The following is a 16,221-nucleotide window of genomic DNA, read 5'->3' as shown; positions in this document are numbered from 1 at the left end:
GGTGAAGGAGGACGTTTTAACAAATAGCGCGGCTACTTCACTTTCTTGAGTACTGCTTCATTCCATCGACTTTTTTTGTGATTACTCAAACGTCAAATCAATTTGCACGATTTCCGAACGGCTGCCGATTCGAAGGGGCGGCCCCCAAAAGCCGAAGCCGGATGAGACAATCGTCTGGAGGGTATTTCTCCGGTGGTATCCCCAATCAATCTCAAAGAGCCTTTTTGTAAACAGGTGGTTCGGGGCAAGCTGGCCGCGATGGGTATGACCGGAAAGCAGTAGGTCGACACCTGCTTTTTCGGCTTTTTCCAATTCATATGGCTGATGGTCGAGCATTAGCACAGGCTTTGCCTTGTCGAGTGATTGGGCCAGCTCCGCTACAGAAGCCCGCGTGTGATCGGTTCGATCTTTGCGGCCAATCAGGTAAAAGCTGCCGTCAACCTCCACTGTTTCATCGAGCAGGACGGTTACGCCGCTTTCTGCCATTTCTTCGATAAACTCCGGGATTTTTTTACCGTAGTATTCATGATTGCCTAATACGGCATAAACGCCGAGAGGGGCTTTGAGCCGGCTCATTTCCTCGCCCATTTTTTTCTTTTTGAAAACATCGGGATCGTCATCAACGATGTCGCCCGGTAATAAAATAAGGTCTGGTTTGATCTTATTAATGAAAGCGGCGAGCCGCCGGGCGTGAGCTTTTCCTGATAATGTTCCAAAATGCATATCAGAAGCGACCGCGATCCGAAGGTTTTTGTGATTGTCCGCTTTTTTGGCGATGTGTAGCTGATAGGGGCGGATCACAGGGCTGTATGCCTGAAAGGAGCCATAGACGATAATCGTGGCCACGGCTATAATGACAATCAACCCAATCCAAAAGAGCAGCATCTGTTGATCAACCGGAAACAAGGAAAGAATCGCATAAGCGAGATTGGCCAGAGGGATGAGCAAAAGCGCATATTGAAAAATACCAAGCCAGTACGCGCCGATGATTCTAAAAAGAGAAAGCGAGCTTATCCGGCTAATAAAATAAGAGTATGCGGCGAGGGTGACGGCCGCTGTGTAAACGAGACCGTTTTCAAGCTGAAAAACGGATTGCAGCCAAATCCAGCCGTTCCAGCCGATATAAATGACTAAGCCACTATAGACAAGTAAAAACAATAATAGCGATACAAGCGCCCTTCGTTTCATTCAATCTCCGTCTCCATTCCTGTCTTTATCTTTCTATTCGACATCGTATCATGAATAATAGTGAAATTCTATTTCTATCACCTGAACAATGTTTTGCCAGATAGCTAGACAGGGCTGAATTAAATAAGAAAATCGAAAGGACGTTTTATGAAGATGAAATTGAAGAAGCAGCGTCGGGTGAATTCGGTTGAAGAAACGGATGGCAGAAGAAAAAAACGAAGAGGCTTTGAGAGTCGGGCATGTTACTTTGAAAAAAATTAATTCGTTGCTATCATTCGTTTCAGTAAGCGGATATCCATTTCATGGTCATTTACTTTTTGGGAAAGATCGTTCAAGGTTCTATCTTGGTTAAGATGAAGGGTAACTTGGGTCGTAATGGCATCGAGCTTATTATTTAATTGATGAATATCGTCTTTGGTAGCCATATTTTGTTCTAGCTTTTGCACCCGCTCGTTTAAGGTTTGTAGTTCTTTTAAAATTAACTCCATGCTTTCCATAGTAGTGCTCCTCTCTATTCTTTTTGTTCTATTATAGCATGTGAGGGGGAGGGTGTTAATACGGGGGTATGTAGTGAAAAAACGGGTTGCTTCAGGAAGCGAAGAAAGGTTCATAAGTGAAGAGACGCTTCCGGGCAGCACTAAGTGAGCAGGGAAACTGCTTCCCTGCTCACGTTTGCTATGATGGGCAGACTAGATTCCGCTTTTTTCAGGCGGCTTACTTCTCCTCTTGCTGTTCGTCCTCTTCACTTGTTTCCTGGAGAGGAGATGGTTCCGGATTTTGTTCAGGCTCCGCCTGTTCTGCTGTTGAAGCGGTTTCCTGCATTTGGCCAAAGTGATTGGCTTTGCCTCGTGAAACATAGCTTTCCAGCATCGCTTTTAAATCCATCCCGGTACTTTCCTTCAGGCTTTCCTGGAGGCCGAGCATCGTTCTCGTGACATTGTTTGTAATTTTCGAAGCTCCGCCCGCTGAATCGGCGCCTCCCATATCAATCACTTTCATTTGCTCGATTTTGGAAAGCGGCTGGGCAATTTCGTGGGCGTATTTCGGAAGCATATTGATAAACATTTCAAGAACAGCGGCTTCTCCGTATTTCTCCATCGCCTCAGCCATTTGCCGTTTCGCTTCTGCCTCAGCCGTTCCCCGTTCGCGGATGACGGAAGCTTCGGCAAGTCCTTTTTCGCGTTCAACGGCTGCTTTTGCTTCCCCGTCAATCCGGTATTTCTCTGCCTCTGCTTCCGAGCGAGCTTTAATATCATAAGCATCGGCGTCAGCCTGGGCTTTTCGGCGCTTTTGCTCCTCCAGTTCAAGCTCAACCTGGCGTTGGCGCTCAATATATTGGATTTTCATTTCTTCTTCCTTCACCTGTTGGGCGAGACGTGCTTTCTCGAGCTCGTAGGCCTGTTCTGATTTGGCGCGGGCCCGTTCCGTTTCTTCTTTGATCTGCGCTTCTTTAATATCTTTTTCCTTGCGCGATTCGGCAATTGCACTTAAGCGGATATTTTCTTCATCCTGCGCTTCCTGATCATTTCGCGCACGATACATTCTCGTTTCCTTCTCAGCGTCGGATTCTGCCATTTCCGCTTTTTTGCGAATTTCGGCGATACGTGGACGCCCGAGATTATCTAAATAGCCATTTTCCTCGTCGGCATCCCGTAAATCATCCAAACCGAATGACGTAATTTTGAAGCCCATATTATCCAATTCTTTTTGAGCGATATCTTGGACCTGGTGATTAAAGGATTCGCGGTCATTATTGATTTCCTCGACAGTCAGCTTTGATAAAATCGCCCGCAGGTTGGTGCCGAGTACTTTGGATACTTCTTCTTCAATTTCTGACTGCTTTTTACCAAGAAATTGTTCGGCATAGTTGGCAATTCCAATTAAGGAATCGGAAATTTTGACTGAGGTGACGGCGTCAGCGATTACCGGAACCCCCTGAACTGTGTACACTTTTGGCGTTGTCAATTTAATTTGAAAGGAATTAAGATCGACGGGAGTGCATGTTTGAAAGAACTTGAGGCGAACGCCGCCCCCGCGAATAATTTTTAAGCTTCTTCCGTTTTCATCATTGAAAATCCGCTGATCGTCTTCGGGATTTCCTAAATTAGGACCGGTAATAATTAAGGCTTCATTCGAGCTTGCCGTCCGGTATCTTCTTTTAAAAATAAAGAAGCCGATCGCGCTGCCAATTAATAGTAAGAAAAATAAAACCCCAAGTACGATAAACCAAATAATCGATGTCATCTTTTCACGCTCCTATGTAGTGGTGTAGCAAGATTATTTTCTTGCTCACCTATTTATACGGGCGAAAGGGAAGAATGTTTCAAAATATAGATATTTTTAGAGGATTTCGTCTAAAAGTGGAGAAAAAAGGGACCGGGATCAAAGGTTGTTTTTTTACCTTTTACCCAGTCTCATGGAGTGGGGATCAAATTGAAAATTCCTCAGGGAGGAAAACCGTGACATGGTTGGGGGAGACATAAACCTGTTCGTTTAACGTCAGGCGAAGCTCTTCAAACCGCTCTTTCGATAATTCAATTTGCAGCAGCTCCGTATTGTTTTTCCATTTTAATTCGATGAATACGAGCGGTCCGACGGCGTGAATATGATGGACGGTGGCAGGAATCGCGTGCCCGCTTTTTTCGCGCGTAATGTCCATATGATGCGGGCGGGCGTAAGCAACGGCTTCTGTGTCATCGCTGCCGGAGTATGCCGGGGCGGCAATTTGATGCTTGTCGAGATGAATGACCCCTTGCTGGAGCCGTCCTTTAAATACATTGACATTTCCTAAAAAATCATAAACGAAAGGACTTCTCGGCTGCTCATAAACTTCCTCCGGCGTACCGACTTGCTCGATTTTCCCTTGGTGCATCACGACGATCCGGTCGGCTACATCGAGTGCTTCCTCCTGATCATGGGTGACGAAAACACTCGTGATCGGAAACTCATTATGAAGGTTTCGCAGCCATCTGCGCAAATCCTTTCTTACTTTGGCGTCCAATGCGACGTATAAGGTGTCGAGTTATCCGGTAAGCGTTGCTGCCAATCTGCCGGAATCAGCTGCCGTGTTTCATGAAGCATGTCGATGTCATAGGCGAGCGCCAGCGTGGCGACATCGGCTTCAAGCCCGTCAACAATCGACCTGGCCTGACTGCCGGAGCCTCCGTGAGATTGCTGGAAGGTGACGGTTTCTCCGGTCTCTTCTTCCCAAAAAGAGGCAAATTCTTTGTTGAAATCCTGATACAGTTCACGCGTCGGGTCATAGGAAACATTCAGCAATTCAATCGGGCCTCCGCGTTCGGAAGGCTCCTCTGCCTGATCAGTAGTAGATGTGTTTCCACCGCAGGCGCTTAATACAAACAGGACGACCGCCGCCGCTGTGATGTGCTTGACGGCTGTTCTTTTTTTCGTCATTCTTCTCACTCCTTCTATTGGCAATAAAAAAAACTTCCCATCTCACCTTACGTGGTGAATGAGAAGTCTTCGGTTGTCCGATAGACTTCAATATTTCTTTGGTTGACTGCTTTTCTTTTGCGGGAAGCGGACTTTTTCGGTAGCATCAATTTGCGTTAATTGACCATCGTGGATCGTAAGCAGAACGGAACCAAATTTAATTCTTTCCAGGGCATTTTTGATTTTTTCCAACTTTTCAGCTTCAAGATAGCTCATGCCGAATACCTCCCTTATTGGAATGGAATGGGTGGACGTTTAACTTTCCTATTGGAAAGACGCAATACCAGTCTGTTTGACGATCTCCTCCTTTTCCTTGATCTTGTTTTCGGTCGACCGATCAACAAGATCATGTTACTTTTTAGATTAATAGTATAGTATGACGATAAGATTTATATGTCAACTTAGTTTTTGTAAAAAACCAATTAAACACACTTGAAAACTTATATTTATGATGGTAAAATATGAATAAGCAATTGAAAACATGTAGTCCGACTAGACCTCTAGAGGCTCTTATCTTCTGAAAAGGAAGGTGAGGGCCTTTCTTTACTTTATGGCCATCATGAAAATTTGAAGGAGGGGGGAATTGATATGTCTTCTATCCTTATCGTCGGCGGAGACCGTTTAGGGGTGATTCCAGAAAAACTAAGGGCGTTCGGATATACAAAGGTCAATCATATTTCCGGCAGGAAAACGAAAATGGTCAAAAAGCAAATTCCATATGAGACAAACTCCATCTTGATTCTAACCGATTATGTAAATCACAATATGCTGTATTCAATAAAGAAGCAGGCCGCAAATCAAAAGATTCCTGTTTATTTTGCAAAACGTTCCTGGGCTTATATTGAACAGTCATTAAAAGCGTGAAACGGTTGGCAAACGTCAAAACGGCACATGCGAAGATATTTGGCATGAGTGGCAGCATTTCTGTAACATGAAGTTATAATTACGATTAAACAACTAATTTTAGTTTGAGAAAGGGAAGAAAGGATTTTGACCGGAACGGGTAAACTTTAGTCAGGAATACCGATTAGTCGTTCAGGAAGGATCGCTGGACTGGTTCCTGCTTTTATTGGTAAGATCACAGACGAAGATAAAAGATTGTCCGACTGAAGAGGCAATCGATTCAGCTTATTCATTCGAAGTAAAGGAGTGTTACATCATGACAAAGGTTCTGTTGATTTCAGGAAGCCCGACGAGTCAATCAAGATTAAACGGGGTACTTCAATATGCCGGCGACTATTTGCAGTCGGAGGATTTCGAGGTAGAGGTACTGTCTGTTATTGATTTGCCGCCGGAGGACTTAATTTTTGCCAAGTTCCAAAGCGAGGCGATTTTAGCAGCAAATAAAAAGGTAGAGGAAGCAGACGTCATTATTGTTTCCAGTCAGGTTTATAAGGCGTCCTTTACAGGTGTACTGAAAACCTATCTCGATTTGCTGCCGCAAAAAGCTTTCGAAAACAAAATTGTTTTCCCTCTTGTGCTCGGTGGATCAGTCGCCCATTTGCTGACAATCGAATACAGCTTTAAGCCGGTTTTAACCGTGCTTGGCGCTGATGTGGTTCTTTCTGGGGCCTATCTTGTTGACAGTGGGATCAGCTGGGGGCAAGCCGGTAAAGTGGAGTTTGATCAGGCGACGGAAGATCGTCTTGTCCGGGCACTTGACCGTCTCAAACACGAGATTCAACTGCGGCTGGCTGGCGGAAAAGCACTGGAGGGATAAATGAAAAAAAAAGCGGTCGTTGCCGGGAGGAGGTTGGAAGGGAAGCATCTTGACCGACTACAGACGATTATGAAAGAAGCTTTTAAATCAGCGCTCAAAATCGACGAATTAGTCATGAAGCCGGCTTTTGTCGAGGAAGAGAAAAGCAGCGCTTTAAAAGAAGCTTCGATTATGGTTGTCATGATTTCAGAGCCGGAAGAGACGTATCGGAGGTGAAGGGGCTGGGGCAAAAGGTTGTTTTTTCACTTTTTCCCAGCCCCTAAGCAATGAGCGGAACCGCCACGATCTTTTAAAGCCCGTTGTGAGTGGGTTCAACGGGCTTGTGGCGAGTGTAGCCATTGCTACTCCATGTTAACTAGTTCTTTCCTTTTCATTGGAAGGAAAGGTGGTTATCCCGCTTGTCATCGGCGGAAGCCTTGCCCAGTTTATTGTGATCGAGCACAGTCTAAGACCGTTATTTTATTCTCTTGGTGTGAAGCATGTGTATGAAGGACTTTATCTGGTCAAAAAGGAGCTCGATCATCCAGGACTTGATAAGCGCTTTTCAACGTATTTACTGATCGATGCAAACAGCTTTTCAAAGGAGTAGTCGCCAGTAAAAAGGTTTGTGCGCAAAGGAAAAAAGGACGTTGCCCACAAACCTAAAGTCTGGCTTGTCCATAAAAGGCTTTTGCCGTTATTTCGTTCTCGTCTTTTCGCGATAAGACTGGGCCAGTACTAGTTTGGCTTCATTGTAGGTCAAGCCGGAACGGGCATTGAGGCGTTTCACTTCCTCGATGTCTGTACCGGCTATCGTTGTTTTTCTGCGCTTTTCCATTGTATACCCTCCTTTTTTCACTAGTATGGCAGGAAGAGCAGAGAATATCCGCTTACATATGGTCATAACAGACGCAGTCAGTAGCATTACGGGCAGGCGAGTGGTATGCTGTTCTTGAAAAGGAGTGGACGAACGTGAAAGTCAGTATTCTTGATCAAGCACCAATGAGGGCGGGGGAAACGGCGAAGGAAGCGTTAGACGATGCGATTAGATTAGCGCAGCATGGTGAAGCGCTTGGCTATACGCGCTATTGGATCGCCGAACACCATGATTTTCCTGGGCTAGCGTGTCCCGCGCCCGAAATCATGTTGAGCGCGATCGGCGCCCATACACGCCGCATTCGTCTTGGCGCCGGCGCGATTCTGCTGCCGCATTACCGACCATATAAAGTGGCTGAAACATTTCATTTGCTTGCGACCTTATACCCTGATCGGATTGATCTCGGCATTGGAAGAGCGCCAGGAGGGGCAGCGGAGGCCGCTATTGCTTTGTCCGGAAATTATTTAGAGCAGGTGCGCAAGCTGCCGGATAAGCTGGAAGAGCTGCTTCATTTTTTGCGGAAAACATTCCCGGACGATCATCTTTACAGAAATCTCGACGCTGCCCCTGTCCCGGCGGTTCCGCCCCAGCTTTGGCTGCTTGGAACGAGTGAAAAAAGCGCTTGTCTCGCGGCAGAAATGGGGATGAGCTATGCGTTTGGCCATTTCATGAGCGATAAGGACGGCAGGGCCTTGCTGGCAACGTACCGCAAGGAGCAAAACCGAATCAATCAGCGGGCGGAAGCACATACGCTGGTGGCGGTCGCTGTTGTCTGTGCCGAAACGACCGCCGCGGCAGAGGAGATGGCCGAAAGCCAGCTGTTGTGGCGCCTTTTGCAGGAAAAAGGCAGGAGTGAAGCCATTCCCTCGCCTTCACAGGTCAGCTGCTACCCCTATTCTGCAGAGGACAGGGCAAGAATAGCGCAGATGAAAGAAAAAATGATTATTGGCAATCCACTTGAGGTAAGAGACAGGCTGTATGGACTGACGGAGCTTTACGAAACTGAGGAAGTGATGATCAATACGATTACTTACAGGCTCGAGGATCGGCTGAAGTCCTATCAGCTAATTGCCGAAGCGTTAAAAATATAGTGGGTGACGTGCCAAAAGGAAGCGGGACCTTTTGGCACGTCTGAAGAAATGCGAAAATTGCCACATCTTCATTGACGAACGACGAGGATGAATTTATAATTAGGAATCATTTCCAATCTATTTTTCGCAAAAATGATAGCGCTTTCTTAGGTTGGGAGTGAGGGAGGTTCATACATAAAAGGAGCTGAAAAAAATGATCACAATTAATCTTGAAAATCAGGTTGCGCTTGTTACGGGAGCAGGGACGGGAATTGGCAAAGCGATTGCCCTGCGTTTAGCGGAAGCGGGAGCAAAGGTTATCGTCAACTATAACAGCAGTAAGGAAGCGGCGGAGGCGGTTGTCGCTGACATCAACGGAAAAGGAGGCACGGCGACCGCCTATCAATGCGATGTAACGGATGAAGCACAGGTAAAGGAGATGATTGCAAAGATTGGCGCTGAATGTGGCGGGATTGATATTTTGATCAATAATGCCGGGTCGCTGATTGAACGCTGTCCGGTAGCCGAGATGTCAACGGAGCTGTGGGAGCGGATCATCAATGTTAATGTGAAGAGCGTTTTCCTTGTCACAAAATACGTGATTCCGCTAATGAAAGAGAAACAGTACGGGCGTATTGTCAATGTATCTTCCGTTGCCGCTCGCAATGGCGGTGGAGGCGGTGCTGTAATGTATGCGACGGCGAAGGGCGCTGTCAGTACATTTACAAAAGGGCTGGCGAAGGAGCTGTGCGATGATGGCATTTTAGTAAACGGCATCGCGCCTGGTGTCATTACAACACCATTCCATGACCGCTTTACAAGTGCCGAAGCGCGTGAGAATTTCAGAAAAGTGATCCCGCTTGGCAGAGAAGGAGACCCGTTGGAGGTCGCCGATGCCGCGCTTTATCTTGTGTCACCATTAAGCTCTTATGTGCTGGGAGAGATGGTTGAAGTGAACGGCGGACAATTAATGGATTAAATCAAATGCTTTTCGTTCAAGCCTGTGATAAAAGGGGGAAATCAACCTTTTTGTCACAGGCTTTTTACACTTTTAAACTGTCAATTAAGTGTGGAATCTCGTTCGTCTTATTAATAAAAATGACCGAATAACGGCATCCGGTTCCGGAGGGGACGCTTTCTCCATAGCATCATAGTAACGGGCACTCGACAAAAAGATGCAAGAAACAGAAGGGTGATTTATGAAAGCGTAATCAAAATGAAATTGACGCTGGAAAACCGTCCATATACAATGAAAGAAAAGAATCGAGGGGATAGCGGTGACATACTTCACGAAAATTGTCGATGTGATCACAGAATATTATCAAGTGCCATTAGCGGAGCCGCTTGGCGATGCGACGCACGGAATTCATACTCATTTCGAGCTTCCGGTCGTCAAAATTAAGCTTGAGGACGGATACGAAGGTGTCGGTTATACATATACAGGTGGCGTTGGCGGACGGGCGATCTGCGCGATGATTGAGCATGATTTACGTCCATTTCTTATCGGTCGGGACGCAAGCTGTGTCGAGAAAATATGGGAAGAAATGAACTGGCATATTCATTACGTCGGCCGGGGCGGAATTGCCTCATTCGCGATTTCCGCAGTTGATATCGCGCTGTGGGACATCCGGGCAAAGCGGGCAGGCATGCCGCTCTATAAGCTGTTGGGGGGACATTCCGACAGCACCAATTGCTACGCCGGGGCGATCGACCTGAATTTCACAAAGGAGCGGCTGTTAGAAAATATAAAAAGCTACTTAAGCCAGGGCTTTACGGCGGTGAAAATAAAATTGGGGCAACCGACATTGGCCGAGGACATCGACAGGGTGGCGGCTGTCCGGGAATTAATCGGACCGAACATTGATTTTATGGTTGATGCGAATATGAAATGGTCCGTTGAGAAAGCGATAAAAGCGACAAAAGAGCTTGCTAAGTATAACCTGCTCTGGCTGGAAGAACCAACGATTCCGGATGATTATGAAGGCTATAAACGAATTTCCCGCGAAGGAGAGCTCGCCATCGCCGCCGGTGAAAATCTTCATACCGTTTATGAGTTTCAGAATATGATCGCGAGAGGGAAGATTGATTTTCCGCAGCCGGATGCGTCGAATATTGGCGGAATTACAGGCTGGTTGAAGGTGGCCAATCTCGCCTATGCTCATAATTTGCCCGTCTGTACCCATGGGATGCAGGAGCTGCATGTCAGCTTAATGGCAGCGATTCCGCACGCTTCCTATATGGAGGTCCACAGCTTCCCGATTGACCAGTATACAACAAGGCCACTCGTGATGAAGGACGGTCGGGCCGTTGCACCTGACATCGCTGGAACAGGGGTGGAATTTAACTGGGAGCTTTTAAAGGATTACCGCCGAACTTTTTAATTGCATCGCTGAAACGTTGAAACGCTCGGCTTGCTTTCACAGCTTGGAAGATTCAGCTTCAATTTGGGCTTATTTGAAGCAAGAGCCTGCTTGCAAATAGTTTGAATTGATTTACAATAGAAACGGAGTCTCTGACTGACTCAATTGTGATGTCATCAAGAAAGACAGTGATCAGTTATGAAGCAACTAAGACGATTTAAGTTTATTGGTGGAAGGTTGATCAAAACCGGAATCGCGGTGTTTGCCGCCGCGAGCCTGTGCCAGCTTTTCGGACTGTCGGCTGTTTTTGCCGTCATCATTGCGATTGTCACCATTGAGCCGACGGTGTCGGCTTCGATAAAAAAAGGAATCGTTCGGCTTCCGGCAGCTCTGATCGGGGCGAGCCTGGCGATGACCTTTGTCTATTTTTTCGGCTATAGCCCGGTTACCTATACGTTGGCAACGGTCAGCACGATTTTTGTTTGCCATAAATTAAGGCTGCAGGCCGGTACGTTGATTGCGACTGTAACAGCGATCGCAATGATTCCGATTACTCAGGATCATTACTTGCTTGCCTTTTTTGAGCGGGCGGGGACGACGACGATTGGGTTGACGGTGTCGACGCTCGTTAATTTTCTCATTCTGCCGGCGAATTATATTACAGAAATTAAAGTACGCAATGACAAACTGTTTGATGAAACAGCTAAGCTTTTCGAGCTGCGCTGTAAAGAAGTGATTGACAAGCAGCGAAGTTCATCAAAAGACAGTCAGAAGATGCACCGTCAGCTAACAAGCCAATTGGGCAAATCATTTCAGCTATGCCAGTATCAACGCGAAGAATGGAAATTTCATCGTTATAAAACAGGGGAGCTGCGAATTTTTTTTCATGAATATCGCAAGCTGGAACATCTCCAGCAAATTCAGTTTCATCTGGCAAATGTCCTCTCCCTTCCGCTTGGCAATCTGGCTTTTTCGCCGGAGAAAAAGCAGCTTTTGCTGCAGACGATCGACTCAACCGCCGCTATTTTGCGGACGAAGAATCACTATATTCCTGCAGAGCATTATGAGCTGATCGAGCAGCTTGATCAGCATTTTTGGTATTCAAAACATGAAGCGGCCGTCCCTTTGGCAAAGGCTTTTCATCATCATTTTTCTGCGGAGACGATTTTGCTGTATGTGATTCTCTCGATTCATGATGTCTTGGAAGAGCTGGAGCGGATGGCGCGCAAAGCAGAGAAACGAAACAGAGAAGAGCTACAGGCGTTTTCAGCTGAGGACAGCTAGCCGAGCTGTTGGAATTTTCTGATTGCCTTTTTTATTGCGGTGTGGTACAACTACTTGTAGACAAAATAATTATATTGATCATCACTACTAGGGGTGCTTTTGTTAAAAGCTGAGAGAGACGGCTGTCTTAACCCTTATAACCTGATCTAGTTCGTACTAGCGGAGGGAAGAAGTGTGGAACGAGTTCTTTGGACAGAATTGATCTGTTTGTGATAGACGTGAACCACTTCTCTTGTCAGGGGTGGTTTTTTGTTTTGTCTAAATAAGAGAGGAGGGAATGATGTGACGACGATCGCTGAATTGCTTTCGAAAGTAGAGGAGCGGCGGGAGGAACTGATTGAGCTGGCCAAAACGCTCATTTCCTTTGAAACGCCTGCACCACCGGCGCGGAATACGAAAGAGGCGCAGGCTTTTGTTGCCCGTTTTTTGGAAGAACACGGCTTTTCGATTGAGATGTGGGACGTCTATCCAGGCGATCCAAATGTCATCGGCATTCGAAAAGGAACAGAAGCGGAGGCGCATAAGAGCTTAATTGTGAACGGTCATATTGATGTCGCCGAAATCAGCCCGGATGAAAAATGGGAGCTTGATCCGTTCAGGCCATTTGTACGCAACGGACGGTTATATGGCCGGGGTGCGGCAGATATGAAGGGCGGTCTGGCCGGGGCGTTGTTTGCCGTCTCGTTGCTTGATCAGGCTGGAATCGCCTTGCCGGGCGACTTGATTTTTCAGTCGGTGATCGGTGAAGAGGTTGGCGAGGCCGGGACACTGGAATGCTGTAAGCGAGGCAGCACGGCGGATTTTGCGGTTGTTGTCGACACGAGCGACCTCCATATTCAAGGGCAGGGCGGCGTGATTACCGGATGGATTACGGTGAAAAGTGAAAAGACCTACCATGATGCGACGCGACGGCAAATGATTCATGCCGGCGGCCAGGTTGTTGCCGCGAGTGCAATTGAGAAGATGATGAAGCTCATTAGCGGTTTACAGGAGCTGGAGCGCCATTGGGCGATTACGAAAAGCTATCCCGGCTTCGCGCCAGGCGCAAATACGATTAATCCGGCTGTGATCGAAGGGGGCCGGCATGCCGCTTTTATTGCCGATGAATGCCGGCTCTGGATTACGGTGCATTTCTATCCAGATGAAACGCATGAAGAGGTGGCGCGTGAGATTGAAGAGCATCTGGTAAAGGTCGCAAGCGGCGATGTCTGGCTGCGCGACAATCCGCCGACTTTTTCGTGGGGCGGCAGCTCAATGATCGAAGATCGTGGCGAAATTTTCCCTTCGCTTGAAATTGATCCGGCTGACCCGGGCGTCCGGTTGCTCGCGGCGTCGCATCAAACGGTTATTGGCCGTGAAGCGGAAATCGATGTCAGCCCGACAGTGACCGATGGCGGCTGGCTTGGTGAGGCGGGAATTCCGACTGTTATTTATGGGCCGGGAGATTTGATGAATGCGCACGCTGTTAACGAAAGCGTCGCGGTGGAGCAGCTCGTCGACTACACGAAGGTTTTATTGCAATTTATCTATCAATGGACGCACGAGAAGAAGTAGACAAGGAGTGGAGAGAAAACGATGAAAAAATGGATCATAGCGAGTTTGATGACAGCAAGTATGATGTTGCTGGCAGCGTGCGGAGGAGAGGAGCAGGCGCCAACTGAAGAGGCGGCAGAAGGGCAAAGTCCGGAAGCCGGGCAGGAAGCTGAGCTGGCCAAAATTGATATTATGCTTGACTGGTACCCGAATGCGGTGCACAGCTTCCTCTATGTCGCCCAGGATCAGGGATTCTTTGAGGAGGAAGGACTTGATGTGGAGATTCATTTTCCAACGAACCCGACCGATCCGATCAATTTAGCCGCTGCCGGGCAAATGACGCTTGGCATCACCTACCAGCCGGATGTTGTTGTCGCCCGCGCAACGCAGGACGTTCCGGTCAAGGCTGTGGCGGCGATTGTCCGCTCGCCGCTTAACCATGCTGTCTTTTTGGAGGATAGCAGCATTCAATCACCGAAGGATTTAGAAGGAAAGCAGGTTGGCTATCCGGGCATTCCGTTGAATGAGTCGATTTTAAAAACAATTGTCCAGCACGATGGTGGAAATCCTGATGATGTGCAAATGATTGATGTCGGATTTGAATTAGGGTCATCGATTGTAAGCGGCCAGGTGGATGCCGTGCTTGGGGCGTACATCAATCATGAAGTGCCGGTGCTGCGGCATAATGGCTATGAAACCCGCTATTTTAATCCGGTCGACTACGGAGTGCCAAGCTATTATGAGCTTGTCGTCGTCACGAACGATCAGACTTGGCAGGAGCGTGAGGCGGATATTGCTGCTTTCTGGCGCGCCGCAACAAAAGGGTATCAATATATGACCGAGCAGCCGGAGGAAGCGTTAGCGATTCTCTTCGCAGAACAGGATGAAGCGAATTTTCCTTTAATTGAGGAAGTCGAGCAGGAAAGCCTCGACATTCTTTTACCGAAAATGGCCTCTGACTCAGGCTTCGGCAGCCAGGACGAAGCCGCATGGCAGGAAACGATTGACTGGATGCTCGATTATGAGTTGATTGAACAGGCTCCAGAGCTTGCTGATATCTATGTAAATCTGGCAGAAGAGTGATGCCGGGAGTTTAACGGACCATGGACAAGCGCCGGGGCTGTTTCAAAAGGGAGATGAACCTTTTAGGAACAGCCTTTCGGGCGCTTTTTTTCTAAGAGGGCAATCCGATGTTGCTTACGGAGAGGGAACAGTCCGGTGCCTTGTTGCGATAAACCCGTAAAAGACGTTTAACAAGCCTGTTGGCGGTGAATAAGCGTTAATGGAGGTGTTTTGGATGAAATATTTGTTAATAATGGTGCTGATTGCCGTAAGCGTGGCGTGTTCAAGCACCGGACCTGAGGAAAGTGGCAGCGAACCGATGCAAGAGGACGCGGCTGAAGCAAATGGCGGGGAGACTGAGCAGGTAGAAGAGGGTGAGCCGGTTGAAGTGATCGCCGAGCAGCTGGAGGTGCCGTGGGCGATTGCAAAATCAGGAGAGACGATCTTTGTAACCGAGCGTAATGGAAGCATTGTTACGATTGAAGAGGGACAAGAAGAAAGAGCGGATGTCGTGCTTGAGCATGAAGTGCTGGCAGAAGGAGAAGGTGGTCTGCTTGGCTTTGTGCTGTCGCCGGATTATGCCGAGGATGGCCGTGCTTTTGTTTATCATACGTATGAGGAAGATAATGAAATCTTGAATCGAATTGCGGTCATCAGCCAGTCAGAGGATGGACAGTGGATAGAGGAAGAAGAGCTGCTTGCCGGGATTCCAGGCGGAACTATTCACAATGGCGGTCGGCTGGCGCTTGGACCGGATGAAAAGCTGTACGCGACAACAGGGGATGCCGGGATAGAGGAGCTGGCGCAGGAACGCGAGGCGATGGCGGGAACGATTCTCCGACTTGAGCTTGATGGAACGGTTCCTGAAGACAATCCTTGGGAAGATTCCTACGTCTATTCCTATGGTCATCGCAATCCGCAAGGGCTGGCCTGGGATGGAGCCGGGACGCTTTACAGCAGCGAGCACGGCTCAAACGCGCATGATGAAATCAACCTGATCGAACCGGGCGCCAATTACGGCTGGCCGATCGTCAGAGGTGATGAGACGGAAGAAGGCTTGAGCGCTCCTCTAATTCATTCCGGCGAAGACACATGGGCTCCTTCGGGAGTGGCTATTGCCGGAGATGTCCTGTATGTAGCCGGACTCCGCGGGGAAGGAATTTACGCGCTCAACCTGGAGACGGCCGAGTTTACGACATGGCTTGAAGGCTATGGGAGAATTCGTGATCTCTTTGTTGACGGGCAGTCGCTCTATTTTATGACGAATAATCGTGATGGAAGAGGCAACCCGCAAGATGCTGATGATTATGTCATGAAGGTCGACCTTGAGCAGCTATAGAGAGAAAATAGATGCACTAGTAAGAAAAATCAACTATGCTAGAAAGGAATGTACTGGAAGGAAAAGGCGAGAGCGGTTTGCGATGTAGCGGAAGAGGTCGATAAAACGCCGGTCCAGGTTGCGCTCAACTGCCGGTTGCAAAAGGAAGCGATCACATCACCTATTTTCGGGGCGACAAGCCATGAACAGGTTGAAGAAAATATCGGCAGTATCGGCTGGCGGCTCACCCATGAATAGTGGCAGAAGCTCGATGAAGTCAGCCGGGTGCCGAGTGAGTATTCGCAGCGTTTTCTTGAAAAAAATCGCGCGGTAAACAGGGGAATCTCGCCGGTCTTCATCCCGTTCTTACTGTTTTT

18 protein-coding genes, 1 pseudogene and 1 riboswitch are annotated in these 16,221 nt (G+C 47.8%); of the genes and pseudogenes, 12 read left to right on the top strand and 7 right to left on the bottom strand.

Annotated features, from left to right (window positions below; genetic code table 11):
- Positions 1-81: 81 nt before the first annotated feature.
- From M3202_RS06495 to M3202_RS06470, 6 genes and pseudogenes are all read right to left on the bottom strand, one after another.
- On the bottom strand, positions 82-1,188 hold the full coding sequence (locus M3202_RS06495) for a metallophosphoesterase (protein ID WP_251222521.1): 1,107 nt from the start codon (positions 1,186-1,188) through the stop codon (positions 82-84).
- 257 nt (positions 1,189-1,445) lie between these two features.
- Positions 1,446-1,685, bottom strand: a complete 240-nt coding sequence (locus M3202_RS06490; protein WP_251222520.1) for a hypothetical protein — start codon at positions 1,683-1,685, stop codon at positions 1,446-1,448.
- A 217-nt stretch (positions 1,686-1,902) separates the two neighbouring features.
- Complete coding sequence (locus M3202_RS06485; protein WP_251222519.1) at positions 1,903-3,432, bottom strand: flotillin family protein; 1,530 nt, start codon at positions 3,430-3,432, stop codon at positions 1,903-1,905.
- A gap of 184 nt (positions 3,433-3,616) precedes the next feature.
- Positions 3,617-4,165 (bottom strand): sulfate/molybdate ABC transporter ATP-binding protein, encoded by a 549-nt coding sequence (locus M3202_RS06480; RefSeq protein ID WP_251222518.1) that lies wholly within the window; start codon positions 4,163-4,165, stop codon positions 3,617-3,619.
- 26 nt (positions 4,166-4,191) lie between these two features.
- Positions 4,192-4,602, bottom strand: a pseudogene (locus M3202_RS06475) (substrate-binding domain-containing protein); the annotation flags it as partial.
- A gap of 87 nt (positions 4,603-4,689) precedes the next feature.
- Positions 4,690-4,857 (bottom strand): YezD family protein, encoded by a 168-nt coding sequence (locus tag M3202_RS06470; protein WP_251222517.1) that lies wholly within the window; start codon positions 4,855-4,857, stop codon positions 4,690-4,692.
- Positions 4,858-5,229: 372 nt separating this feature from the next.
- On the opposite strand from M3202_RS06470, the gene M3202_RS06465 reads away from it, so the two are divergent.
- The 4 genes from M3202_RS06465 (at position 5,230) to M3202_RS06450 (ending at position 6,950) form a co-directional block, all read left to right on the top strand.
- On the top strand, positions 5,230-5,505 hold the full coding sequence (locus M3202_RS06465) for a DUF2325 domain-containing protein (RefSeq protein ID WP_251222516.1): 276 nt from the start codon (positions 5,230-5,232) through the stop codon (positions 5,503-5,505).
- A 295-nt stretch (positions 5,506-5,800) separates the two neighbouring features.
- Entirely contained in the window at positions 5,801-6,361 is a 561-nt protein-coding gene (gene ssuE, locus M3202_RS06460) for an NADPH-dependent FMN reductase (RefSeq protein WP_251222515.1), read from the top strand.
- Entirely contained in the window at positions 6,362-6,577 is a 216-nt protein-coding gene (locus M3202_RS06455; protein ID WP_251222514.1) for a hypothetical protein, read from the top strand.
- A gap of 169 nt (positions 6,578-6,746) precedes the next feature.
- On the top strand, positions 6,747-6,950 hold the full coding sequence (locus tag M3202_RS06450) for a hypothetical protein (protein ID WP_251222513.1): 204 nt from the start codon (positions 6,747-6,749) through the stop codon (positions 6,948-6,950).
- A gap of 87 nt (positions 6,951-7,037) precedes the next feature.
- On the opposite strand, the gene M3202_RS06445 is transcribed toward M3202_RS06450, so the two are convergent.
- Positions 7,038-7,178, bottom strand: coding sequence for a hypothetical protein (locus M3202_RS06445; RefSeq protein WP_251222512.1), 141 nt, complete (start codon positions 7,176-7,178; stop codon positions 7,038-7,040).
- A 134-nt stretch (positions 7,179-7,312) separates the two neighbouring features.
- Between M3202_RS06445 and M3202_RS06440 the strand changes: the two genes are divergently transcribed.
- The 8 genes from M3202_RS06440 (at position 7,313) to M3202_RS06405 (ending at position 16,102) form a co-directional block, all read left to right on the top strand.
- Positions 7,313-8,308 carry an LLM class flavin-dependent oxidoreductase gene (locus tag M3202_RS06440; protein ID WP_251222511.1) on the top strand — a complete coding sequence of 332 codons (996 nt, stop codon included), beginning with the start codon at positions 7,313-7,315 and terminating at the stop codon, positions 8,306-8,308.
- Between the two features lie 193 nt (positions 8,309-8,501).
- Positions 8,502-9,266, top strand: coding sequence for an SDR family NAD(P)-dependent oxidoreductase (locus tag M3202_RS06435; protein ID WP_285890236.1), 765 nt, complete (start codon positions 8,502-8,504; stop codon positions 9,264-9,266).
- A gap of 298 nt (positions 9,267-9,564) precedes the next feature.
- On the top strand, positions 9,565-10,668 hold the full coding sequence (locus tag M3202_RS06430; RefSeq protein ID WP_251222510.1) for a mandelate racemase/muconate lactonizing enzyme family protein: 1,104 nt from the start codon (positions 9,565-9,567) through the stop codon (positions 10,666-10,668).
- Between the two features lie 177 nt (positions 10,669-10,845).
- Positions 10,846-11,931 (top strand): FUSC family protein, encoded by a 1,086-nt coding sequence (locus M3202_RS06425; protein WP_251222509.1) that lies wholly within the window; start codon positions 10,846-10,848, stop codon positions 11,929-11,931.
- Positions 11,932-12,010: 79 nt separating this feature from the next.
- Positions 12,011-12,116: riboswitch (TPP riboswitch) on the top strand.
- A gap of 97 nt (positions 12,117-12,213) precedes the next feature.
- Positions 12,214-13,485 (top strand): acetylornithine deacetylase, encoded by a 1,272-nt coding sequence (locus M3202_RS06420; RefSeq protein WP_251222508.1) that lies wholly within the window; start codon positions 12,214-12,216, stop codon positions 13,483-13,485.
- A gap of 21 nt (positions 13,486-13,506) precedes the next feature.
- Positions 13,507-14,547: an ABC transporter substrate-binding protein gene (locus M3202_RS06415; RefSeq protein ID WP_251222507.1), complete on the top strand. Its 1,041-nt coding sequence runs from the start codon at positions 13,507-13,509 to the stop codon at positions 14,545-14,547.
- Between the two features lie 214 nt (positions 14,548-14,761).
- Positions 14,762-15,865, top strand: a complete 1,104-nt coding sequence (locus M3202_RS06410; protein WP_251222506.1) for a PQQ-dependent sugar dehydrogenase — start codon at positions 14,762-14,764, stop codon at positions 15,863-15,865.
- Between the two features lie 48 nt (positions 15,866-15,913).
- The gene (locus tag M3202_RS06405) at positions 15,914-16,102 is read left to right on the top strand and encodes an aldo/keto reductase (RefSeq protein WP_251222505.1); all 189 of its coding nucleotides are present in this window, start codon (positions 15,914-15,916) and stop codon (positions 16,100-16,102) included.
- Positions 16,103-16,221 lie beyond the last annotated feature (119 nt).

It is taken from the genome of Halalkalibacter oceani (assembly GCF_023715605.1).
Classification (GTDB): domain Bacteria; phylum Bacillota; class Bacilli; order Bacillales; family Bacillaceae_D; genus Halalkalibacter; species Halalkalibacter oceani.
The sequence above is the reverse complement of the archived record's forward strand: the minus strand, read 5'-3'. Positions and strand labels throughout refer to the sequence as shown.

Coding starts and splice junctions, on each gene's coding strand:
- M3202_RS06495 (WP_251222521.1), bottom strand. CDS start 1,188: ATGAAACGAAGGGCGCTTGTATCGCTATTATTGTTTTTACTTGTCTAT.
- M3202_RS06490 (WP_251222520.1), bottom strand. CDS start 1,685: ATGGAAAGCATGGAGTTAATTTTAAAAGAACTACAAACCTTAAACGAG.
- M3202_RS06485 (WP_251222519.1), bottom strand. CDS start 3,432: ATGACATCGATTATTTGGTTTATCGTACTTGGGGTTTTATTTTTCTTA.
- M3202_RS06470 (WP_251222517.1), bottom strand. CDS start 4,857: ATGAGCTATCTTGAAGCTGAAAAGTTGGAAAAAATCAAAAATGCCCTG.
- M3202_RS06465 (WP_251222516.1), top strand. CDS start 5,230: ATGTCTTCTATCCTTATCGTCGGCGGAGACCGTTTAGGGGTGATTCCA.
- ssuE (WP_251222515.1), top strand. CDS start 5,801: ATGACAAAGGTTCTGTTGATTTCAGGAAGCCCGACGAGTCAATCAAGA.
- M3202_RS06455 (WP_251222514.1), top strand. CDS start 6,362: ATGAAAAAAAAAGCGGTCGTTGCCGGGAGGAGGTTGGAAGGGAAGCAT.
- M3202_RS06445 (WP_251222512.1), bottom strand. CDS start 7,178: ATGGAAAAGCGCAGAAAAACAACGATAGCCGGTACAGACATCGAGGAA.
- M3202_RS06435 (WP_285890236.1), top strand. CDS start 8,502: ATGATCACAATTAATCTTGAAAATCAGGTTGCGCTTGTTACGGGAGCA.
- M3202_RS06425 (WP_251222509.1), top strand. CDS start 10,846: ATGAAGCAACTAAGACGATTTAAGTTTATTGGTGGAAGGTTGATCAAA.
- M3202_RS06415 (WP_251222507.1), top strand. CDS start 13,507: ATGAAAAAATGGATCATAGCGAGTTTGATGACAGCAAGTATGATGTTG.
- M3202_RS06410 (WP_251222506.1), top strand. CDS start 14,762: ATGAAATATTTGTTAATAATGGTGCTGATTGCCGTAAGCGTGGCGTGT.
- M3202_RS06405 (WP_251222505.1), top strand. CDS start 15,914: ATGTACTGGAAGGAAAAGGCGAGAGCGGTTTGCGATGTAGCGGAAGAG.